Raw genomic sequence first — 20,299 nt, forward strand, 5'->3', positions numbered from 1 at the left:
GGAAACTGCATTCATTCCGGTCAAGAAGGTGCTGCATGAGCCTTATGGAAATGGAAGTCGAACGACAGTCGAATCCGGTCGACATGATCGAATTCGTGGCCGCCAATAATGACTGGTCGTTCGAGCGGTCCGGCGAGGATGAAATCGCCATGACCGTCGAAGGCCGGTGGACCGATTATCATGTCTCCTTCTCCTGGATGGAGGAGTTCGAGGCGCTGCACATCGCCTGCGCCTTCGACATCAAAGTTCCTGATCCGCGTGTCAACGAGGTCATCAAGCTGCTGTCCTGCATCAATGGTCAGGTGCTGATGGGGCATTTCGATCTGTGGCGGCAGGAAGATATCGTGATCTTCCGGCAGTCGCTGCTGCTTTCCGGCGGCGCCGAGCCGACCAACAGGCAGGTGGAAGTGTTGCTGTCCAATGCTCTTGACACCTGCGAAGCTTACTATCAGGCTTTCCAATTTGTAGTGTGGTCCGGCCTTGACGCAAACCGCGCCATGGAAGCCGTACTTTTCGAAACCGTGGGCGAAGCCTGATATGGCAACTGAGGCATCCTCGAGCGCTTTCGCATCCTCCGATCCGATCATCCTGATCGGGGCCGGCAACATGGGCGGCGCCCTGTTGACGGGTTGGCTGAAGAACGGCGTGCCGGGTTCCTCGGTGACCGTCGTGGATCCCAAGCCGTCCGAGGCGATGCTGAAGTTGATCGCCGATGCCGGTGCGAGCCATGTTACCAGCGTTCCCGCAGGTGTGACCGCCGGCGTTCTCTTCATCGCCGTCAAGCCGCAGGTCATGGAAGATGTATTGCCGCCATTCAAGGCGTCGATCGGGCCGAATACGGTGGTGGTGTCGATTGCTGCCGGTAAGACATTGGCTTTTCTTGAAAATCATCTCGGTGAAGCGGCGATGGTGCGCGCAATGCCGAACACGCCGGCCATGGTCGGCCGCGGCGTTACCGGTGCGTTTGCCAATGCCAAAGTCGGCGAGCGCCAGCGCCAGTTGGTGCAAAATCTCTTGAAGGTGTCCGGTCCGGTCGAGTGGGTGCCAGCGGAGGCCGATATCGATTCGGTAACGGCCGTTTCCGGCAGCGGACCGGCTTATGTCTTTTATCTCGTCGAGTGCATGGCGGAGGCGGGCCGGAAGCTCGGCCTGCAGGCGGACCTCGCCATGCGTCTCGCACGGGAAACTGTCGCGGGGGCTGGTGAATTGTTGCATCAGTCCCCCGATGACGCTTCGCGACTGCGTCAGAACGTGACGTCTCCCGGCGGAACGACTGCCGCAGCCCTTGCCGTTCTGATGGCGGAAGATGGCATGCAGCCTCTGTTCGATGAGGCGCTGGAGGCAGCGCGTAAGCGCGCGCAGGAACTGGCCGGTTAAATTTCCAGAGGGTGTGCCTATGGCGGAAGAGATCACCTATGGCGATTTCGAGCGGGTGGATATCCGTGTCGGGACGATCATCGAGGCGGAGCCTTTTCCAGAAGCACGCAAGCCCGCCTTCAAATTGAAGATCGATTTCGGACCGGAGATCGGCATCAAGCGCTCCTCGGCGCAGATCACCGTGCATTACACGCCGGAATCCCTCATCGGCCGCCAGGTCCTCGGCGTCGTCAACTTTCCGCCGCGCCAGATCGGTCCCGTCCGCTCCGAAGTGCTGACCCTCGGCTTCGAGGACGAATCCGGCGCGATCGTGCTTGCTGCCGTGACCCAGCCTGTGCCGAATGGCAGGAAGATGATGTGAGTTTTACCTTCTCCCCCGGAGAAGGTCTTACGTTAATGAATATCCCGCGACACCGGCTCCGATACAATGAAATCCAGAAACTCCGCTTCGAAACCATCGCGTTGCGGTGAGCAGAAGACGGGGCCGATGGCGACGTCTTCCAGCGTAGGGTCGAACCAGGCGAGGCGGGCCATGCGCCACTCGTTCATCTTGTCGGTGCGGTATTGAACGAAAAGCGCGTCGCCGTTGCGCGTCACCCGCGCCGACATGGCGTCAAACTCATGATCGAGCCGGAAGGCAGACCAATCGGAATTGCCGTCTGTGACCACAACGCTGAAATGCTTGGCGTCGTCGGTATATTCGATCCCGCATTTCATCCAGTGCATGTCGTCATGGCGGACCATGAGGCCGGCCTGGTCATAGAGTTCGCGATAGTGACCGATGAAAGTGATCTCGGCGGTGAAGTCGCCATGCCAATGTCGACCGAGGAAATGGCCGTCGTCGCGGTGGAAGCCGTAATAGGTTCCCTGCCAGAAATCCGTCTTGTCGCCGGAGCGGACGATGAGCCGGCCGTTATTCATTTCCCAGGCCGGCGGCAGATTGAGCCAATGCATGTCGTTGATGTCGATCGGCATGCAATGTCCTCTCTTGGGTCCTCAAGCGGGAATGCGGATGGTGGCGCGCAGGCCACCCAACGGGCTGTCGCCGAGCGTGACATTGCCGCCGTGGCTGCGAGCGATATCGCGGGCAATGGCAAGGCCGAGGCCGGTGCCGGAATTGTCGAGATTGCGCGCCTCGTCCAGCCGGAAGAACGGCTTGAACACATCCTCTCGCGCATTGACGGGAATGCCGGGGCCGTCGTCGTCGAAATTAATCGTCAGCCATTTGGGGCTGTGCTTAGCTTCGATACGTAGCGTATGTGCATAGCGACGCGCATTGGAGGCGAGGTTTGTCACCAGCCGTGTGAAGGCATTCGGACGGACGGAGATTTCATTGTCGCCATCGATGGAAAAGCTCATGGATTTGCCGTGCAGCGAGAAGTCCTGTTCGACCTTGTCGAGGATATCGCTGAGCCGCAGCTTGCCGACATCCTCTTCCGCCTCGCCCCGGGCGAAGGCCATATAGCCCTCCAGCATGCTCTGCATGTCCTCGACGTCCTCGCTGAGGCCGACAAGATCGGGATTATCACCGACAAGGGCGAGCTGCAGTTTGAAGCGCGTGAGCACGGTGCGCAGGTCATGGCTGACGCCGGAAAGCATCGCGGTGCGCTGTTCGATCTGCCGTTCGATGCGCTCGCGCATCAGGATGAAAGCGAGACCGGCGCGGCGCACTTCGTCGGCGCCGCGCGGCGAATAGTTCTCCAGCCGCTGGCCCTTGCCGAAACTCTCGGCGGCCTGCGTCAGCGCCAGGATCGGCCGTATCTGGCCGCGCAGGAACAAGACGGCAATGCCGATCAGCACCAGCGATGTGCCGACCATCCAAAGAATGAAGATATGTGTATTCGAGGCGTAGGTCTGGCTCCGCTTGGCAAAGACGCGCAGCACCTTGTCCGGCAGTTTGATGCGGATTTCGACGAGGCTCGAATTTCCGACCGTGTCGACCCAGTAGGGGAGATTGATCTGGTCGCGGATTTCGTCGCTCAAGATGCCATCGAGAATCGAAAAGAACGGCTTCTCGCGCGGCGGTGGCAGTTCGCCGCCCGGCTCGATGGAGATGGCGAGGTCGAGCTTTTGCCGAGCCATCTGCGCGACCTGGGAATAGTCGGCATCCTGCGGATAGGTTTGAATGATGTCGATGACGGCGGCGATGTCGCGGGTGGTGGCCATCGACAGGCGTTGCGTCACCATCTGCCAGTGGCGCTCCATGAAGACGATGGTGACGACCGCCTGCAGGATGATCATGGGCAGGATGAAGATCAGCAGCGTACGCGCATAAAGGCCGGTCGGCAGCCGTCGCCGCCACCAGCGCGAAAGCCAGCGCATGCCATTGGAGGGCATGTGCTCCTGATCGCGTCTGATCGAGTCGAATGTCACCATCGCCGCTGATCCCAGGGAATTGAAATTAATCTATGCTCAGCCGATAGCCGATGCCGCGCACCGTCTGCAGCCAGATGGGGTTGGCCGGATCGTCCTCGATCTTGCGGCGCAGGCGGTTGATCTGCACGTCTATGGTGCGCTCGCCGACTTCGGCGTCGCTGCCGATCAGTTCGTGGCGGGGAATCGTGTCGCCGGCGCGCTTGGCAAAAAGCAGCATGATTTCCTGCTCCCGGTCGGTCAGGCGGATGAGCTCGGAGGCCTTCTTCAGCTCCTTGCGGGTCAGCGAGAAGGTATAGGGGCCGAACATTACCTGTTCGATCTTCGGCGCGTCGGCCGGCGCGTTGCGGCGCAGGATATTGTTGATGCGCAGCACGAGTTCGCGCGGATCGAAAGGCTTCGGCAGATAATCGTCGGCGCCGGCTTCCAGTCCGGCGATCCGGGCTTCGGACTCGGCAAGGGCGGTGAGCATGATGATCGGAATGCTCTTGATGGCGCGCAGGCTTGCCGTCAGCGAGATTCCGGATTCGCCGGGCATCATCACGTCCATGATGATCAGGTCGAAATCGAGCCCTTCGAGCTTACGGCGGGCCTCGGCGCCATCGGCGGCGGCCGTCACCCGGAATCCCTTTTCCATGAGATAACGGTTGAGAAGGGCGCGGATACGCGTGTCGTCATCCACGACCAGGAGGTGCGCTGCATCGTCCGAAATTGCTGTTTTTGTTGTCATTCAATCCGTCTCGATCTTGTTCTATCCGTTTGATTGAGATGGTCTTGTCCAAAACCCCGCTTTGCGGCTCTTCGGTTCGAGACCATGACTCAGTCCTGCATTCCCCTCAGGAACCTTTTGACGCTTTCGCGCGTCGCATCGGACGCGCCTTCGAATGCCCGTTCAATACGGCGCGATTGCGGCTCGGCCAGCGCCAGTGCCAAATCGCGGCCGGCTTGTGTCGGATAGAGCTTGCGCTGCCGACGATCCTCAGGTCCGGCCACCTGATGAATATACCCTGAATCGATCAATTGTTTGAGAACCCGCGCCAAACTCTGTTTGGTGATCTTCAATGTTTCCAACAGGTCCGCAACCGTCATGCCGGGTTCGCGGTTAACGAAATGGACGACGCGGTGATGGGCGCGACCGAATCCGCTCTTGTCCAGAATTTGGTCGGGATCGGACACGAAGTCCCGATAGGCAAAGAAAAGCAGCTCGATAATCTCGAAATCGATGATCCCCGCATTCTCCATCGGCGTCGCCAGCAGCTCCGGTTTTACTGCTTTTGGGCTCGTCAGTCGTGGCACCTTGGCATTTCCTTTCCTATTTTGGGGCAATCGGGAAACTTACGCAAAAATATGTCAGCTTTATTGACGTATTTTTGCGCCGCTGCTAGTTTTCGCCGATCTTGCGCCGCCCGGACGGATATGGCCATATTTGGAAACTAAGCCCGGCTGCGCAAAACTCCAACACGTCTCATATTTTCCCCACTTCCATCGTGGATAATGCGTAATGGGGACAACAATCAACAGTCATGGCGTCCGGGCGCCGGAGGAGAAGCAAGATGGCATCGGTTCCTTTTGATCAACTGGATGGGGAGATCTGGTTCAACGGCGCATTCGTGCCCTGGAAGGACGCTAAGATTCATGTGCTGACTCATGGTCTGCATTATGCGAGCGCAGTTTTCGAAGGCGAGCGCGCCTATGGCGGCCGGGTCTTCAAGCTGACGGAGCACAATCAGCGTCTTCACAAGTCCGCCGACATTCTCGGTTTCAAAATTCCCTACAGCGTCGCCGAGCTGGATGCGGCGACAATCGAACTGCTGAAACGCCAGGGCTTTTCCGAGGCCTATGTGCGGCCGATCGCCTGGCGCGGCAGCGAGATGATGGGCGTGTCCGCCCAGAACAACCGCATCAATGTCGCGATCGCGATCTGGCAGTGGGGCAGCTATTTCAATCCGGCCGAAAAGCTGAAGGGTATCCGCCTCGACATCGCCGAGTATCGCCGCCCGGATCCGAAGACCGCACCCTGCGCCTCGAAGGCCGCCGGCCTCTACATGATCTGCACCATCTCCAAACATGCGGCCGAAGCCAAGGGTTATGCCGACGCGATGATGCTTGATTACCGCGGCCAAGTGGCGGAAGCGACGGGCGCCAACATCTTCTTCGTCAAGGACGGTGTCATCCATACGCCGACGCCGGATTGCTTCCTGAACGGCATTACGCGCCAGACGGTGATCGAACTCGCCAGACGTCGCGGATTGCAGGTTATCGAACGGGCGATCATGCCGGAAGAATTGCCCGATTTCAGCGAATGCTTCTTGACGGGCTCGGCGGCGGAAGTGACGCCGGTCTCGGAAATCGGCCCCTATCGGTTCACGCCGGCATCGATCAGCGAAACGCTGATGAACGATTACATGAAGGAAGTGTATCCGACTGCGGCTGCCGCCGCATAAGACCTCAGAATAGCCCATAAAAGCCGGGCGGGGTTGGTCCGCCCCGGCTCCTATTCTATCCGACACCTCGTCTTATTTCCGGCCGAGAACCGCGCCGACGATCGCCGAGAGCACGCCACCGGCGATCAGCGCGGAGATGCCCTGCCCGATAATGCCCGTCAGCGCTTCGCTGCCGATCAGGTTGAGGATGAGGCCGCCGCCCAGACCGCCGACGGCGCCAGCAATCGTCCTGGCGACGAGATTGATCCCTTCCTGCTTCAGGGCGGCGCTGGCCGCGTTACCGCCGATTGCGCCGGCGATCAGTTGTGTGATGATTGGCCCCAGACTTTCCATGATTACCTTCTCCCCCTTGTCCCGGAAGCCCTTTCCGGAATGCCCTCTGCCACATCCCTGCTCATGCCCCGGGGAGTGGCGGTAATCCTAGTCGATATTAGGAATACATCATGTATCGGTCGGTGAAAACAGGAAGGCAACTCATACGGGAGAATTCTGCAATAATCGGTGGGAAAGTCCGCGCAAAAAGAGCGGCGGCCCTTTGGCCGCCGGCGATTTTGAGGAATTGTCGCTTAGCGGCCGCGAATCATTGATACACGTAGACGATGCGGCGGGTATTCGGATCGACCAGCACTGGCTGGCGGTTCACTTCCACGTAGCTGTATTGATAATCCGGGATACGGTGGATGACGACGCTTTGCGGCAAGGTGGCGCCGACCACGACGTTGCCGCGCAGGCGCACGGTGTTGACCCGGTTCTGGGTAATGTAGGTGCGGACTTCCGCCGGCGGGGCGACGGCATCGACCTCACTGACCGGGCCGATCAGCTCGTCGTCCGGTGAGGGGGAAACACTGCCCGTCGTCGCCTGATCAGTTTCGGTATAGGTAATCGTCGGTACGCCGAGCTGACTGTAGTGCTCCTCTACGACCACCGGATTGCCGTTCTGCTCAACGCTCAGGGCCTCGGCGTCCACCCAGCCGCGCATGCCATTGACATCGATGCGGCACCAGCTACTGCCTTGGATGCAGCCGTCGAGGGTCGCTTCAGAGCCGCGGGTTGCCATGCCGACACTCGGGTACTGCGGACCAGGGCCGGTGCGGACGTTGAGATCGGTCGCAGTTGTCGCCGACATCTGCGCTTGCGCGAACCCGGCACTGCCCAGGAGCACAAGGCCCGTCAGCAGCAAGTTTCTCTTTGCGAACATTGGTTTTCTCCTCTGCTTTGGCAGCCTACCTGTGCAAACGCTCGCAGGGGCGGAGGGTTCCGCTGCGCTGTTTTGCAGTCTCGGCATTTTCCGGGGAGGAGGGGCTGTTTTGCCCGGTGTTTGGGATTATATCGGCGGGATATGCATTCAACAGACGAGGCGCTTCCCATGGGCATGCTCCAGGCCGGCATCATTCCGGTGACACCCTTCGAACAGAACTGCACCATCTTGTTCGATCCGGAAACGAAGGAGGGAGTCGTCGTGGATCCCGGCGGCGACGTCGATGTCATCCTGCAGACGGTGCGCGAAAATGGCATCACACTGAAGGCGATCTGGCTGACGCATGGTCACATCGACCACGCCGGCGGCGCCGACGAACTTCGGGAAGCGCTGGGTCTGGAGGTCATCGGCCCGCATGAGGATGATCGCCCGCTGCTGCAGGATATCGAGGCGAAGAGCAAGATGTTCAACATCGAGGGCGTTCGCAACGTCGTGCCGGATCGTTTCCTGAAGGACGGTGACAAGGTTTCCTTCGGCGAACATGAGTTTGAGGTCTTCCATTGTCCCGGCCATGCCCCGGGTCATGTCATCTATTTCAACAGAACGCAGAAATTCGCCCATGTCGGCGACGTGCTGTTTCACGGCTCGATCGGCCGTACCGACTTGCCGGGCGGCAATCACCAGCAGCTCTTGGAGTCGATCCGCGACAAAGTGTTTCCGCTGGGTGACGATGTTGGCTTCATCTGCGGCCATGGCCCCGGCGGCCAGATCGGCGAAGAGCGGCGCACCAATCCCTTCCTGCGGGGGCTTTGACGCCAAAACAAAAGCGCCGCTCGATGGCGGCGCTTCCTTTCGAGACATCAGCTTGCACAGGGATTAATTGGCTGTGCAGAAATGGCGCATGCCGTCATAGCCGAGATAGGTACCGCTGCGGCCGTCGAAGCTGCTGTAGCGGTCGTAGCAATAACGCATCCATTGGGACGACCAGGGGCGCAGGCCGACGGGCTGCGGTGCGTAATAGCCGACATCACGCTCGACATAGACGCGGCGCGGTGGCGCGCGATAGTAATAGGGCGCGGGCGCCGCATAGTCGGGATCGACGTAGACCGGATCAGGTTCGACATAACGTGGTTGGCTGGCAATTGCGGAGCCGACGATGAGGCCGGTGGCGAGGCCTGCCGCGCCAATTGCCCAACCTTCCCCGTTGTGATGATGCCAACGGTCATCGGCCGAAGCGGTAGACATGGATGTCAGCGTCAGGGCTGCAGCCATGGCGGACATAAGGAGGGATTTGCCGAGCATGTTCATGAGTCTGTCCTCTAAGGGGAACCGGAAGACCGTAGTTCCCAATCTTTATGGAGGACACACTAGACACGGCAAGCTGAATGCAGACTGAATGATAAAACCCGGCATCACTGCCGGGCTTCAACTCGAATGACAGCCGTAAGGCGCTCTCAGCCGGCAATCTGAAGATTGACAGCCTTCGGTCCCTTGCCGCGGCGATCCGGTTCCGTGTCGAAGCTTACCTTCTGGTTTTCTGACAGTCCTGCCAGACCAGAAGCCTGTACTGCGGAAATGTGCACAAAGATGTCCGCGCCACCCTTGTCCGGTTTAATGAAACCGAAGCCCTTATCGGTATTGAAAAACTTTACAGTGCCAGTCTCGGCCATGCCTCAGGTCCTTTTCTCTCTGCCCACCATCCACACGGGCAGCATTGCTGTATTGCCCTTGCGGGCGCTTGCAGGCAGTTCTCGCAATTTGAAGGAAAAGGTCCCCTATACCTCGGCGTGGTTTCGAAGCGAATTCGCGCATCGTTTCTCAACCAAGCTGACCGGAATAATTTAGCGTTTCCGGCGCGCAACTTTATTAAGGACTTCCCATGCTCTAAAAATGCCCGAACAGCGCTGAGAGTGCTGTGTTTATCGGGAATTGGCAAGCAAAAGTTTTTTAACGTGTTCCGGAGAGCACACTGCCGTAATGCAAGTGTGTTAGCGCGAATCGCAAATTTTCCCACGCCGACAACTAGTTTCTAAGGTTTTTGTATCGTTTGCGATATAATTTTGGCGAAATTTTCCCAAATGATATAGCCAAAATCCATCTTTCGGATCATTCGAAAAAAATTCATTAAGGCCGGCGTAGAACAGCCATAACGCGTATTTTCAACAATTTTCACGCTGCGATGCTACGCCGCCGGACGAGTTCCGGCACCAACTCCACCGCAAGCATGGCGATGAACATCAGGGTGCAGCCGGCATAGCCCAGGGGGCCCATGGTTTCACCGAGCAGCAGGCTGCCCAGCGAGGCGCCGAACAGGGCCTCGGAGGAGAGGAAGATCGCAGCCTGGGGCGCGGTTGTATAACGCTGGCCGATAACCTGCAGCACGAAGGCAAGACCGGACGAGAAGATGCCGACATAGAGGATTTCGCCCAGTGCTGCTTGGATGGCGGCGAAGCTGATCGGCTCGGCAATCACGGCAACCACGAGGGCTGCGATCGCGGTAACCGCAAATTGCATGGCGGAGATTCCGAGCGGGCGGCCGGTTTCGCTGACGGAGGAGCCGGCGAGGGTGATCTGCGCTGCCCAGAAGAGGGCGCAGATGACGGTCAGGAAATCGCCGACCGTCAGCCGTGAAAAGGAGCCGCCGGACAACAGATATATCCCGCCGAGCGCTGTCAGCGCCGCCGGCCAGACGATCCAATGCGGCGGCCGGCGCAGGAAGACGACGGCGATCAGCGGCACGAAAACGACGTAGAGGCCGGTGATGAAGCTGGAATTGGTGACGGTCGTCGTCAAAAGCCCGATCTGCTGCGTTGCCGCTCCGCCGAAGAGCGCAACGCCGATGAGGAAGAAGGAAAGCCAGTTCCGGCGCGTCAGCGGTTTTTTGGCCTTGCGGTTTTCCATCCAGACGAAGGGCAGGACGACGATGGTGGCGACGGCGAAGCGCAGGCCGATGAACCAGAACGGTCCGATCGCCTTCATCGCGGTAGACTGCGCGACGAAGCCTCCGCCCCAGATGGCGGCAGCCAACAACAATACCAAATTCGCCTGTATGCGAGTCATCTGCATCCTACGGGAGAGGGAAAGAGGCTGACCGTTAGCAGTTGCTTTTCTTTGGGGCAAGGTGAAAAGGCTGAAGGATGTGAGCCTATTCCGCTGCCCTGGAAACGCGCAGCAGTGCGCCGTCGTCCTCGTCGGTCGTCAGCAACAACGCTCCATCCGGCGCGACCACGACATCGCGCAACCGGCCGAATTCTCCGTCGAATATGCGTTCGCGTTCGGTCACTTTGCCGCTACTGTTGCGATCGAGACGGGACAGCAGCTCGAATTTCAGCGCTGCGACGAGGAAATCGCCTTTCCATTCCGGGAACATTTTGCCGCGATAGACGGCGATGGCGCCGGGCGCGATCGACGGGTCCCAATAGAAAAGCGGCTGTTCCATGCCTTTCTTTGCCGTGCCGACGCCGATCTTGGTGCCGGTATAGTTGCGTCCATAGGAGATGACCGGCCAGCCATAATTCTTGCCCGCCTCCGGTGTGTTGATTTCATCGCCGCCTCTGGCGCCGTGTTCAGCCGTATAGAGCTTGCCGTCAGCAGCGTCGAAGGTAATGCCTTCGGGATTGCGATGCCCCTTGGACCAGATTTCCGGCAGGGCCTTTGCGCCATCCTTGAACGGATTGTCGGCGGGAATGCTGCCGTCAGTCCCGATATGGATGATCGAACCGGCATCGTCTTGGAAATCCTGGGCTCGGTCCTGTTCACCGCGGTCGCCGAGGCTGACGAACAGGCTGCCATCCTTAGCGACCGCAATACGCGAGCCATATTGGATGCTGCCGCGCGACATCTTGTTCATCACGAAAATGCGTTTCACGTCGGTCAGGCGCCGTTCGTCCGGCGATAAGACCGCGCGGAAGACTGCCGTGCCGCTGCCGCCACCGGCGGCGATGGAAGCGGTGAAATAGATGGTACGGTTGCCGGCGAATTTTGGATCGAGGGCGACGTCAAGCAAGCCGCCTTGGCCGCGGGCATAGACATCCGGCACACCGGCGATCGGAGCCGACGTCTGGCCATCACGGATGACGCGCATCCGGCCCGGTCGCTCCGTCACGAGGTAGGCGCCATCCGGCAGCACTTCGACGGCCCAAGGATGGTCGAGGCCGCTCGCGATCGTCTCGATCTTCACCTTGACCTTCTGCGTGCCGATCGTCTTGACCGGATCGGCAAGGGCGGCGTTCGCCATCAGCAGCGCGGAAGCCGCAAGGACAGTGCAATATCCCGTTCTGTGAAGGCGCTTCAATCCGTCTCCTCCCTTCGATGAACTGTTTATGCAACGTGGGACGAGCGGATTGCTGTTCAAGGCGCGTTACGGCGAGGGTAACGTCTTTGTGTCCAGTAAAGCCGTTTGTTTGGCGGTGTCCACTAACTCGGCATCAAGGATATAACGCAGCGGCCCGCGCGTGACGGCGCCGAATGGCCAGCAGGTGGCGAGTGCCAGGTGACGACCGGGCGTGGCGGGATCGATGCCGTTCCGGTCCCATGGTGCGACACGGCCCTGACCGGCCCGGAAGGTGAGTATCCTACCGTCGCGGCGGGTGACTTCGATCAGATCGCCCGGTTTGATATCCTGCAGCCAGCGGAAATGTGTATCGCGATGGGCGGCAATGACGGCGGTGCCTTCTTCGCCCGGCTGTGGCGTATTCGTCAGCCATCCAGGCCCGAAAGCCAGCGCTTGGCCGCTGGCGCCGGCAAGCACGATCGCTTCCGCACCGATCCGGGGTGCGCGGACCTCGGCCTCGGTGGTGAAATCCGCCCAGGGCCACGGCTTTGCATCCTCGCCACGAGGCTCGGCGGCGAAGGCGCGTTTCAGCAGGATCTGCGCAAGCTCGGCCTTGGCTTTCATATAGAGGCCGTTGCCGAGGAAGGTCAGGCCTGTCACGGCAAGGGCGGCGATGCAGGCGAGGGCGAGCTTTTCGAGGCGTGTAAATGCCTTCTTCCCGAGGGGAGAAGAAGGGGAAAATGCAGTGCTTTCCCCTCCCATCACATCACCATCCAAAGACTCGGCGGCGCAGCAGCATCAGCCCCGCCGCGATCGCCGCGAAAACAAGTAAGGTCAGGCCGATCAGGATGTTCCGCTCGGCCGGTGTCGCAGTTTGCGGCAGGTTGACACTCGATGTGGCCTGGCGGGCGATCATGCCGGCGGTTGCGGGTGTCGGCGCGGCGGCAATCTGGCTTGCCAGCGCGGACTGTCGCCTTGCTGAGCCGTTCTTGGGAAGCATGGCGCCGTTAATATCGGCCTGATCTGCTTCAGCCTGTTCATCGGTCGTGCCGATCGGCTCGACCGAGGCCTTGCGTTCGCCGCTGGGCGCAGTGACCGGAGCTTCGCCTTCGCCGAAGACCTTGTCGAAATCCCAGCCGGCGGGCAAGTTGAGCGGCAGCTTGGCGGAACCAAGCGGCTGGTCGGTGGGGCGGGAGGGCGTGACGTCGACGGCGACCAAGCTGGTGACGCGTGAGACGAGGTGGTGGGCGAGTGCCACCGCTTCGACCTGCTTGTCCAGCGCTCCTTGATCCTGAATCTCATAGGCGCGAGCCTCGATATCGTCGATCTTGCGGCGCGCCCAAAGCTGCGAAATGCCTTTGCCTTCGGCGGCATTGGCGATGTCCATTTCGACGCGCCAGGGCTGGGCGCCGGTCTTGCCTGATATCTGCAGCTTGCCGTTCGGCTGTGCGTCGGAGAGCTCGGCTGTCAGCACCACCGGTTCACCGGTATAGAGGTCGGGCATCGGATTGGGTGTGATATCGTCAGCCTTGGCATTGTCGAAGCTGGCAGCAATGTCGGTCATCGCCGGATTTTCGAGCTTGGTGAACAATGCGCCCATGCGCTCGGCCACCTGATCCTGCGAACCGATTGCGGTATAGGTGCCGCGACCGACTTCGGCGGCCTTGGTCATGAAGTAGGTGTTCGGTGCGGAGCCGATGCCGACGGTGAAGACGCGGGCTTCGGCGCGGTTCTGGCTGATCTCCTGAAAGAGTTGCTGCTCGTTGCCGATCGCGCCATCGGTCAGAAAGACGACCTGGCGGAGCGCGCCATTGGCGATCGGTCCCTGATTGCGGAGTGCATCCGACAGGGCCGGGAGCATTTCCGTGCCACCAGCGGCGGTCAGGCCATCGACATAGGCGATCGCCTTTTCCCGGTTATCCGGTATGGCGGCGACGAGACCGTGGAAATAGTCGGTCATCGTATCGTCGAAGCGGATGACATTGAAGCGGTCGCCGGGTTGCAGCTTGGAGATCGCAAGCGCCAGGCTGGCGCGGGCTTGTTCGATCGACTGGCCGGACATGGAGCCTGAATTGTCGATGACGAAGACTATCTCGCGTTTCGGCTGCTCCGTCGTCGCATCCGGTGCCGTCGGGGGCGTGACGAAGGCGAGCAGATAGGTCTTGCCGTCCTTCATTTCCCGGAAGAGGCCGGCGCTCGGCGTCTTGCCTGGAGCCGCCTTCCAGCTCAGCTCGAAATCGCGATCGGCAGGCACGGAGTCGCCTTTCAGCGAAATCGCACGGTTCTGTTCGCCGTTCTCAGTGATATTGATCTCGTGGAAGGCGGACTTTACCTCGCCGAGCGGGAAGCCGGCCTTGAGGTTGACGGTCAGCGATACCGGATTGATCTTGGCATTTTCACGCGGATCGAGAACTGGAGCTTCGATCTTCTCTCTGTTCGGCACCGGGTCCTGCGGCACGGCAAAGCCGGTGCCATTGTTGAACTCGACGCTCTGAACGATCGGCTGCGGGTTATAGCGCGGCGCGACGACCATCGGGAAGCGCAGCGAGAATTCGCCGGACGACTGATGGACGCTCTGTTGGTACTCGATCTGCATGACGACGGTTTCGCCGGGGCCGATATTGGCAACCTGATTGGTGAAGATGTTCGGCCGCTGCTGTTCGAGCAGGGCCGTCTTCTTGCCCTGGGCTTTGGCATCCTCATAAATCTGCCGGGCCTCCTGGCGCGGCTTGATCTGGCCTTCGATGAAGCGGTCGCCGATCTGCATGCGCAGCGTGTCGACGGCTGCATTGTCCGGCAGCGGGAAAACATAGGTGCCTTCGACCCAGCCCTTGCTCGGGTTCTGGAACCGCTGCGTAACCTTGACGCGGGAAACCGGGCCGGTGACGTCGATTTCGACATCCGTCTTCAGGCGCGGTGCCTCGACATAATAGCCAGGCTCCTTGGATGGGAAGAGCAGCGAGCCGCTGTTGACGTCGTTCGGGCGAACGAGGCCGGCGAGCTGCCGGCCGGATTGGCCGGCCTGGTCGGCGATTTCGGCGCGTGCGGTGGTGATGAGACTCAGCATCATGACCGCCAATGCGGCCAATGTTGTTATTGCGATCGAGAAGGAAGAGATGAGATTGTGCGCCCTAAGGCGCTCGGTTGTGCATTCGTCACCCAGAAACATGGCTACCCCCTGCGTTACTGGTTCCGATTGCACGATAAAAGTGTGAGAGGTGGGCTCCTTCAGGACCGAATTGCGGCGCCGTAAAGCATTTGTTAAGGCTAATTTGTGGCAATCAAGATGTATGACGATCTATATGATTTTCGTGAAGAATTTCCGGTGACTTGAGAGCTTGAATCAGCCGCCTCACAAAATGATTCAACCGTCGGGCAGAGCGTTCGCATCTGTCCGCCTTTCATTCGCTCCATTCAGCCGGAGCGTGTGGGTGAGCTTCGTTTCGGAAAATGGCGGGCGTATGGCAGCCCAACGATGACGTGTGGCGCGCCGTCTACGGCTTTCGAAATAACGTCACTGTGACGCCTTTGTGCTTGAAACAGCGGGCTACATTCGACATAGAGCTTAGCGCAGAAATCTGGTCCACAGGCTTTCTGCCCACTTCAACCGATTAGGACCGATCATCATGGCCTTTCTTGCCGACGCTCTTTCCCGTGTAAAGCCTTCTGCCACCATCGCCGTTTCCCAAAAAGCGCGCGAGCTGAAAGCAAAAGGCCGCGACGTGATCGGCCTCGGCGCCGGCGAGCCGGATTTTGATACGCCGGACAATATCAAGAAAGCCGCCATCGACGCGATCAACCGCGGCGAGACGAAGTACACGCCGGTCTCCGGCATCCCCGAGCTGCGCAAGGCGATCGCCGCCAAGTTCAAGCGCGAGAACAATCTCGACTATACCTGGGAGCAGACGATCGTCGGCACCGGCGGCAAGCAGATCCTGTTCAACGCCTTCATGGCGACGCTGAACGCCGGCGATGAGGTCATCATCCCGACGCCTTACTGGGTATCCTACCCGGAAATGGTGGCGCTTTGCGGCGGCACTCCGGTTTTCGTCGCAACGACGCAGGCGAACAACTTCAAGCTTCAGCCTGCCGACCTTGAGAAGGCGATCACGCCGAAGACCAAGTGGTTCATGTTCAACTCACCGTCCAACCCGTCGGGTGCTGCCTATACGCATGCCGAGCTGAAGGCGCTGACGGACGTGCTGGTCAAGCATCCGCATGTCTGGATTCTGACCGACGACATGTATGAGCACCTGACCTATGGCGAGTTCAAGTTCGCCACGCCGGTCGAGGTCGAACCCAGCCTCTACGACCGCACGCTGACGATGAACGGCGTCTCGAAGGCCTATGCGATGACCGGCTGGCGTATCGGCTATGCTGCCGGCCCGCTGCAGCTCATCAAGGCGATGGACATGATCCAGGGTCAGCAGACCTCGGGTGCGACCTCGATTGCGCAGTGGGCTGCCGTCGAAGCGCTGAACGGTCCGCAGGATTTCATTCCGCGCAACAAGAAGATCTTCGAAGGCCGCCGCGATCTCGTCGTGTCGATGCTGAACCAGGCGAAGGGCATTTCGTGCCCGGTTCCGGAAGGCGCATTCTACGTCTATCCGTCCTGCGCCGGCCTGATCGGCAAGACCGCGCCGACCGGCAAGGTCATGGAAACCGACGAAGACTTCGTCTCGGAACTCCTGGAATCGGAAGGCGTCGCCGTCGTCCACGGTTCGGCCTTCGGCCTCGGCCCGAACTTCCGCATTTCCTACGCGACTTCGGAAGATCTTCTCGAGGAAGCTTGCCGCCGCATCCAGCGCTTCTGCGCGGCTTGCAAGTAAGCAGTCGAAGATAAGTCAAATGAAAGCCCGCCAGAGATGGCGGGCTTTTTGCGTTCAGGCCGATGGCTTCGGGTTCATCAACTGATTCAAGCGCTTCGCAATTTGAGTCCGCCTGTCGGTGCAAGTCATTGAAATCAGGCTCAAAGCCCCAATCCCGTCAGCATGATGAAGGTGGCGAAGAGGATGAAGTGGGTCATCCCTTCAATGGCATTGGTCTCGCCGTCGTTGAGATTGATCGCGGCGGCAATCAAGGTGATCATGATCATCACGGTCTGTACCGGCGACATGGCCATGATGAAGGGCTGGCCGGTATAGAGCGCGATCGCCTCCATGACCGGCACGGTCAGGATGACAGTCGAGAGCGAGGCGCCCATGGCGATGTTGATAGTCGCCTGCATGCGGTTTCGTAGTGCCGCGCGCAGTGCGGTCAGGATTTCGGGGGCGGCGGAAATGGCGGCGACCACAATGGCCGCGATCGCGGGCGGCGCGCCGCTATCCCTTAGACCGACATCCATGAAGGCTGACATGAACTCGGCAAGCCCGCCGATCAGCACGACGCCGATCAGGATCGTGACGATGGAGATCGCAGTGGCATCTTCGCCATGATGATCCTCATGCGCGCCATGTTTCTTCTCGGCGCGCGGATAGCTGTAGCTGAAGAAATAGCTGTGCTGACCGACCTGCATGCGCAGGAAGAGGCCGTAGAGCGCGATCATCGCCACGATGGTGAAGGCGGAGTAATAGTGCCATTTCACATCGGGGATGAACTCCGGCACGATCATCGAAATGCCCATGGCCGTTAGGATCATGACACCGTAAGTCTTGCCGGAATCGTCGTTATAGGGCTGCTCGCCGTGCTTCAGGCCGCCGATCAGCGCCGCAAGGCCAAGGATGCCGTTGATGTCGAGCATGACGGCGGAATAGATCGTATCGCGCACCAGCGTCGGCGAGCTTTCGCCGCCCATCAGGATTGCCAGCATGATCACTTCGACGGCGACGGCCGACAGCGTCAGGATCATCGTGCCATAAGGATCGCCGACTTTCGTCGCCAGAATCTCGGCGTGGTGGGCAACGCGCATCGAGACAAGTACGATGGTTGCAATCAATGCGACGGCGGCCAACAGGGATGCGATCCGCCCCATTTCTAGCAACGTATGCTCACCGAGATAGGCGATTACAGCGATTGCAAACGCGATGATCAGGAACTTTTCCTGCTTCAGCCAGCTCGATATTGCCAAGTCCTCACCTTTCGCACGGATTCACTTTCTCAGTCTAAATCAATGATTTCGCACATCAAGCATGCGCGGAGATGACAAGATTTGCAGTCCGCGCCGTTTAATGGAATACTATCTCGATCGGTCTGCCCAACCCAATATCGCGGCATCCTTGCAAATCGTCTCAGATGGACCGCGGTCCTGCCGGGTAGTACTCGGATCCGAAGGTCTTGGCAGATGAGAAGGAGGCTGTGAATGGTCAAGGTCACTTACGAAATTGTGCCACATGATGGAGGATGGGCATATCGTTTCGGCGACGTCTATTCCGAGGCATTTCCGACTCATTCCGAAGCAGTGGAGGCGGCCAGGATCGTGGCGGCCGAGCAGCAGGTCGGCGGCGATTCGGCCGAGATCAGTTGGCAGGACGAGCGTGGAAAATGGCACGAAGAATATACCGATGGCGGCGACCGACCGGAAACTGAGGTTGTCGACGGTAAGGTCCGTTTCCCGCCTGTCGATACGGCTCCCGGCGCCTAAACGTTATGGCCTGCGTAAAGCTGCCGGCCAATCGGGATCACACAGCACGAGTTCAACCGGATTGCTCGTCGTCATGATCTTTTCTGCTCTGTGTCGGTTTTGACGTAGTCCAGCAATCCGCTCACCAGTGCATCGAACGTCACGCGGCAGCGCGGTGACGCCTTCAGATTCTCATGCATGGCGACCCAGGTGTCGAGCGGTAACTCGATTTCGGGCAGCAGCCGGACAAGATCCTCATCCCTTTTCGCAAGCGGCATTTGGTAGAAGCTGATGCCGATGCCAGCGCGCAACGCGTTGTGCAGAGCGATGCTGTTATCCGACTTGAAGGCAAAAGAGATGCCGTCCAGCATGGGATAGCGCTTCAACATCGTGCGGATGTAAGCGGTCTGTCGGTCGAAACCGATCAGCTTGTGATGGCGCAACTCACCGATGCTTTTGGGCTCGCCGTATAGCTCCAGATAATTGCGATGGGCGAACAAGCCGAGGGAGATGGTGCCGATACGGCGGGCCAACAGGGCATCCTGCGTGGGCGCGACCATGCGCACCGCGATATCCGCTTCTCGCAGCAACAAGTCCTCCACCGCATCCGAGGCGGAGAGTTCGATGACAAGATCGGGATGCGCGGCCTGCAGCCCAGCCAGGATCGGCGGCAATACTTCCACGCCGATGACCTCGCTGGCGCTGATGCGCACGGTGCCGCTGACCCTATCGTGTGCACCGGAAGCGACGCGGAGTAGGGCGGCGGTCGTGCTGGCCAACGTTTCCGCATAGGGTCGGAGGGCGAGGGCAGCGTCCGTCGGAAGAAGGCCTTGTTGCGAGCGCGTGAAAAGCTCGGCGCCGACGGTTTCTTCCAGCGCGTCGATATGACGGCCGATGGTCGGCTGGGTCAGACCGAGATCCCGGGCGGCAGCCGAAAGCGAGCCGTGGCGGAGTACGGCGAGGAAGGTGCGATAGAAATCCCAGCTTGGTTCCGATGTCGTCATATATTTTTGTATATCATATCCAGATTTTTCGGCAATTTCGTTTATCGAAGTTGCGCGGCATAGTCACACCATCAAATCGATGGAGATGACGATGACCGAGCAGATGAACAATGGAAAGACGGCTCTGATATTGGGTGCCACTGGCGGCATCGGCGGCGCCGTTGCCCGCGGCCTTGCCGCCCGCGGCTGGCGCATCCGGGCGCTGAACCGCAACGCAGCCGCGGCTGCACGCCGGGAGCCCGGCTTCGATTGGGTGCAAGGCGATGCGATGCAGGCGAGCGATGTGTTGAAGGCGGCGACGGGTGTCGAGCTGATCGTGCATGCCGTCAACCCGCCCGGCTATCGCAATTGGGGGCAACTGGTCCTGCCGATGCTCGATGGCACGATCGCAGCGGCGAAGGCAGTCGGCGCGCGGATCGTCCTGCCGGGCACGGTCTACAATTTTGGGCCGGATGTCCTTCCCGATGTGACCGAGGACAGCCCGCAGCATCCGCAGACACGCAAGGGTGCGATCCGCGTCGAAATGGAGCGGCGGCTGAAGGTCGCGGCGGAGGCCGGCACGCCGATCATCATTCTCCGCGCCGGGGATTTCTTCGGTGGGCATGGCACCAATAGCTGGTTCTCGCAGGGCATTGTCAAACCCGGCAAACCAGTGACATCGGTGACCAACCCGGGAAGGGCGGGCATCGGCCATCAATGGGCCTATCTGCCCGATGTCGCGGAAACGATGATCCGCCTGATCGAGAGAGGCGATGCGCTTCCGGCCTTCGCTGTCTATCACATGCGCGGCCATTGGGATGGTGACGGCCGGCAGATGATCGGCTCGGTCGAGCGGGCAGTCGGACATAAAGTGAAAGCGAAATCCTTTCCTTGGTGGATACTGCCGCTTGCCGCTCCTTTCGTGCCGCTGATGAAGGAGTTGCGTGAAATGCGCTATCTCTGGAAAGTGCCGCTGCAGATGAGGAATGACAGGCTGCTGGCTGTGCTCGGCGAGGAGCCGCATACTCCGATCGACGAGGCGGTGAAGACGAGCCTCATGGCACTCGGCTGTCTGCCGGCACGATGAGAAAC

Annotated in this window: 22 protein-coding genes; 8 read left to right on the forward strand and 14 right to left on the reverse strand. The window is 59.8% G+C overall.

Features of this window, described 5'->3' with window-relative positions:
* Positions 1-35 precede the first annotated feature (35 nt).
* Genes PH547_RS07190 through PH547_RS07200 form a run of 3 tightly spaced genes read left to right on the forward strand, consistent with a single transcriptional unit; the run spans position 36 to position 1,738 of the window.
* Positions 36-536: a type III secretion system chaperone family protein gene (locus PH547_RS07190; RefSeq protein WP_104823731.1), complete on the forward strand. Its 501-nt coding sequence runs from the start codon at positions 36-38 to the stop codon at positions 534-536.
* Between the two features lies 1 nt (position 537).
* Complete coding sequence (gene proC, locus PH547_RS07195; protein ID WP_104823730.1) at positions 538-1,377, forward strand: pyrroline-5-carboxylate reductase; 840 nt, start codon at positions 538-540, stop codon at positions 1,375-1,377.
* 19 nt (positions 1,378-1,396) lie between these two features.
* The gene (locus PH547_RS07200; RefSeq protein WP_028751650.1) at positions 1,397-1,738 is read left to right on the forward strand and encodes a tRNA-binding protein; all 342 of its coding nucleotides are present in this window, start codon (positions 1,397-1,399) and stop codon (positions 1,736-1,738) included.
* 32 nt (positions 1,739-1,770) lie between these two features.
* Here PH547_RS07200 and PH547_RS07205 read toward each other — a convergent pair whose 3' ends face one another.
* The 4 genes from PH547_RS07205 to PH547_RS07220 all read right to left on the reverse strand — a co-directional run bounded on the left by PH547_RS07205 (position 1,771) and on the right by PH547_RS07220 (position 5,046).
* Positions 1,771-2,352, reverse strand: a complete 582-nt coding sequence (locus tag PH547_RS07205) for a DUF1349 domain-containing protein (protein WP_104823729.1) — start codon at positions 2,350-2,352, stop codon at positions 1,771-1,773.
* A 21-nt stretch (positions 2,353-2,373) separates the two neighbouring features.
* Positions 2,374-3,753, reverse strand: a complete 1,380-nt coding sequence (locus PH547_RS07210; protein ID WP_104823728.1) for an ATP-binding protein — start codon at positions 3,751-3,753, stop codon at positions 2,374-2,376.
* A gap of 25 nt (positions 3,754-3,778) precedes the next feature.
* A complete protein-coding gene (locus PH547_RS07215) occupies positions 3,779-4,480 on the reverse strand; it encodes a response regulator (RefSeq protein WP_104823727.1) in 702 nt (233 codons plus the stop codon).
* A gap of 89 nt (positions 4,481-4,569) precedes the next feature.
* On the reverse strand, positions 4,570-5,046 hold the full coding sequence (locus PH547_RS07220) for a MarR family winged helix-turn-helix transcriptional regulator (protein ID WP_104823726.1): 477 nt from the start codon (positions 5,044-5,046) through the stop codon (positions 4,570-4,572).
* Positions 5,047-5,303: 257 nt separating this feature from the next.
* Between PH547_RS07220 and PH547_RS07225 the strand changes: the two genes are divergently transcribed.
* Positions 5,304-6,194 carry a branched-chain amino acid aminotransferase gene (locus PH547_RS07225; RefSeq protein WP_285167870.1) on the forward strand — a complete coding sequence of 297 codons (891 nt, stop codon included), beginning with the start codon at positions 5,304-5,306 and terminating at the stop codon, positions 6,192-6,194.
* Between the two features lie 72 nt (positions 6,195-6,266).
* Here PH547_RS07225 and PH547_RS07230 read toward each other — a convergent pair whose 3' ends face one another.
* Together PH547_RS07230 and PH547_RS07235 are read right to left on the reverse strand one after the other, a co-directional pair.
* A complete protein-coding gene (locus PH547_RS07230) occupies positions 6,267-6,527 on the reverse strand; it encodes a hypothetical protein (protein ID WP_285167871.1) in 261 nt (86 codons plus the stop codon).
* Positions 6,528-6,774: 247 nt separating this feature from the next.
* Positions 6,775-7,392, reverse strand: a complete 618-nt coding sequence (locus tag PH547_RS07235; protein WP_285167872.1) for a DUF1236 domain-containing protein — start codon at positions 7,390-7,392, stop codon at positions 6,775-6,777.
* Positions 7,393-7,560: 168 nt separating this feature from the next.
* Here PH547_RS07235 and PH547_RS07240 point away from each other — a divergent pair, with 168 nt between their 5' ends.
* Positions 7,561-8,205: an MBL fold metallo-hydrolase gene (locus PH547_RS07240; protein WP_285167873.1), complete on the forward strand. Its 645-nt coding sequence runs from the start codon at positions 7,561-7,563 to the stop codon at positions 8,203-8,205.
* Between the two features lie 63 nt (positions 8,206-8,268).
* Here PH547_RS07240 and PH547_RS07245 read toward each other — a convergent pair whose 3' ends face one another.
* The 6 genes from PH547_RS07245 to PH547_RS07270 all read right to left on the reverse strand — a co-directional run bounded on the left by PH547_RS07245 (position 8,269) and on the right by PH547_RS07270 (position 14,834).
* A complete protein-coding gene (locus tag PH547_RS07245; protein WP_104823722.1) occupies positions 8,269-8,700 on the reverse strand; it encodes a BA14K family protein in 432 nt (143 codons plus the stop codon).
* Positions 8,701-8,846: 146 nt separating this feature from the next.
* Entirely contained in the window at positions 8,847-9,062 is a 216-nt protein-coding gene (locus PH547_RS07250; RefSeq protein WP_004116423.1) for a cold-shock protein, read from the reverse strand.
* 499 nt (positions 9,063-9,561) lie between these two features.
* Entirely contained in the window at positions 9,562-10,452 is an 891-nt protein-coding gene (locus PH547_RS07255) for a DMT family transporter (protein WP_285167874.1), read from the reverse strand.
* A gap of 85 nt (positions 10,453-10,537) precedes the next feature.
* Complete coding sequence (locus PH547_RS07260) at positions 10,538-11,629, reverse strand: PQQ-dependent sugar dehydrogenase (RefSeq protein WP_285167899.1); 1,092 nt, start codon at positions 11,627-11,629, stop codon at positions 10,538-10,540.
* Between the two features lie 123 nt (positions 11,630-11,752).
* The gene (locus PH547_RS07265; protein WP_104823720.1) at positions 11,753-12,427 is read right to left on the reverse strand and encodes a class GN sortase; all 675 of its coding nucleotides are present in this window, start codon (positions 12,425-12,427) and stop codon (positions 11,753-11,755) included.
* A 4-nt stretch (positions 12,428-12,431) separates the two neighbouring features.
* Positions 12,432-14,834: a marine proteobacterial sortase target protein gene (locus tag PH547_RS07270; RefSeq protein WP_104823719.1), complete on the reverse strand. Its 2,403-nt coding sequence runs from the start codon at positions 14,832-14,834 to the stop codon at positions 12,432-12,434.
* A gap of 457 nt (positions 14,835-15,291) precedes the next feature.
* Here PH547_RS07270 and PH547_RS07275 point away from each other — a divergent pair, with 457 nt between their 5' ends.
* On the forward strand, positions 15,292-16,494 hold the full coding sequence (locus PH547_RS07275; RefSeq protein ID WP_104823718.1) for a pyridoxal phosphate-dependent aminotransferase: 1,203 nt from the start codon (positions 15,292-15,294) through the stop codon (positions 16,492-16,494).
* 140 nt (positions 16,495-16,634) lie between these two features.
* Here the strand turns inward: PH547_RS07275 and PH547_RS07280 are convergent, their stop codons facing one another.
* A complete protein-coding gene (locus PH547_RS07280) occupies positions 16,635-17,732 on the reverse strand; it encodes a calcium:cation antiporter (protein WP_104823717.1) in 1,098 nt (365 codons plus the stop codon).
* A 231-nt stretch (positions 17,733-17,963) separates the two neighbouring features.
* Between PH547_RS07280 and PH547_RS07285 the strand changes: the two genes are divergently transcribed.
* Positions 17,964-18,245, forward strand: coding sequence for a DUF2188 domain-containing protein (locus tag PH547_RS07285; RefSeq protein ID WP_104823716.1), 282 nt, complete (start codon positions 17,964-17,966; stop codon positions 18,243-18,245).
* 71 nt (positions 18,246-18,316) lie between these two features.
* On the opposite strand, the gene PH547_RS07290 is transcribed toward PH547_RS07285, so the two are convergent.
* Complete coding sequence (locus PH547_RS07290) at positions 18,317-19,228, reverse strand: LysR family transcriptional regulator (protein ID WP_104823715.1); 912 nt, start codon at positions 19,226-19,228, stop codon at positions 18,317-18,319.
* Positions 19,229-19,319: 91 nt separating this feature from the next.
* Between PH547_RS07290 and PH547_RS07295 the strand changes: the two genes are divergently transcribed.
* Positions 19,320-20,294 (forward strand): NAD-dependent epimerase/dehydratase family protein, encoded by a 975-nt coding sequence (locus tag PH547_RS07295; RefSeq protein ID WP_104823714.1) that lies wholly within the window; start codon positions 19,320-19,322, stop codon positions 20,292-20,294.
* Positions 20,295-20,299 lie beyond the last annotated feature (5 nt).

Source organism: Rhizobium cerradonense (assembly GCF_030182455.1).
Lineage (GTDB): Bacteria > Pseudomonadota > Alphaproteobacteria > Rhizobiales > Rhizobiaceae > Rhizobium.

Excerpts from the sequence above, each read along its gene's own strand:
- proC (WP_104823730.1), top strand. The coding sequence starts at position 538 with ATGGCAACTGAGGCATCCTCGAGCGCTTTCGCATCCTCCGATCCGATC.
- PH547_RS07235 (WP_285167872.1), bottom strand. The coding sequence starts at position 7,392 with ATGTTCGCAAAGAGAAACTTGCTGCTGACGGGCCTTGTGCTCCTGGGC.
- PH547_RS07295 (WP_104823714.1), top strand. The coding sequence starts at position 19,320 with ATGACCGAGCAGATGAACAATGGAAAGACGGCTCTGATATTGGGTGCC.
- PH547_RS07270 (WP_104823719.1), bottom strand. The coding sequence starts at position 14,834 with ATGTTTCTGGGTGACGAATGCACAACCGAGCGCCTTAGGGCGCACAAT.
- PH547_RS07285 (WP_104823716.1), top strand. The coding sequence starts at position 17,964 with ATGGTCAAGGTCACTTACGAAATTGTGCCACATGATGGAGGATGGGCA.
- PH547_RS07230 (WP_285167871.1), bottom strand. The coding sequence starts at position 6,527 with ATGGAAAGTCTGGGGCCAATCATCACACAACTGATCGCCGGCGCAATC.
- PH547_RS07200 (WP_028751650.1), top strand. The coding sequence starts at position 1,397 with ATGGCGGAAGAGATCACCTATGGCGATTTCGAGCGGGTGGATATCCGT.
- PH547_RS07290 (WP_104823715.1), bottom strand. The coding sequence starts at position 19,228 with ATGACGACATCGGAACCAAGCTGGGATTTCTATCGCACCTTCCTCGCC.
- PH547_RS07265 (WP_104823720.1), bottom strand. The coding sequence starts at position 12,427 with ATGGGAGGGGAAAGCACTGCATTTTCCCCTTCTTCTCCCCTCGGGAAG.
- PH547_RS07245 (WP_104823722.1), bottom strand. The coding sequence starts at position 8,700 with ATGAACATGCTCGGCAAATCCCTCCTTATGTCCGCCATGGCTGCAGCC.
- PH547_RS07240 (WP_285167873.1), top strand. The coding sequence starts at position 7,561 with ATGGGCATGCTCCAGGCCGGCATCATTCCGGTGACACCCTTCGAACAG.
- PH547_RS07275 (WP_104823718.1), top strand. The coding sequence starts at position 15,292 with ATGGCCTTTCTTGCCGACGCTCTTTCCCGTGTAAAGCCTTCTGCCACC.
- PH547_RS07215 (WP_104823727.1), bottom strand. The coding sequence starts at position 4,480 with ATGACAACAAAAACAGCAATTTCGGACGATGCAGCGCACCTCCTGGTC.
- PH547_RS07210 (WP_104823728.1), bottom strand. The coding sequence starts at position 3,753 with ATGGTGACATTCGACTCGATCAGACGCGATCAGGAGCACATGCCCTCC.
- PH547_RS07250 (WP_004116423.1), bottom strand. The coding sequence starts at position 9,062 with ATGGCCGAGACTGGCACTGTAAAGTTTTTCAATACCGATAAGGGCTTC.
- PH547_RS07190 (WP_104823731.1), top strand. The coding sequence starts at position 36 with ATGAGCCTTATGGAAATGGAAGTCGAACGACAGTCGAATCCGGTCGAC.
- PH547_RS07225 (WP_285167870.1), top strand. The coding sequence starts at position 5,304 with ATGGCATCGGTTCCTTTTGATCAACTGGATGGGGAGATCTGGTTCAAC.
- PH547_RS07260 (WP_285167899.1), bottom strand. The coding sequence starts at position 11,629 with ATGGCGAACGCCGCCCTTGCCGATCCGGTCAAGACGATCGGCACGCAG.
- PH547_RS07255 (WP_285167874.1), bottom strand. The coding sequence starts at position 10,452 with ATGACTCGCATACAGGCGAATTTGGTATTGTTGTTGGCTGCCGCCATC.
- PH547_RS07205 (WP_104823729.1), bottom strand. The coding sequence starts at position 2,352 with ATGCCGATCGACATCAACGACATGCATTGGCTCAATCTGCCGCCGGCC.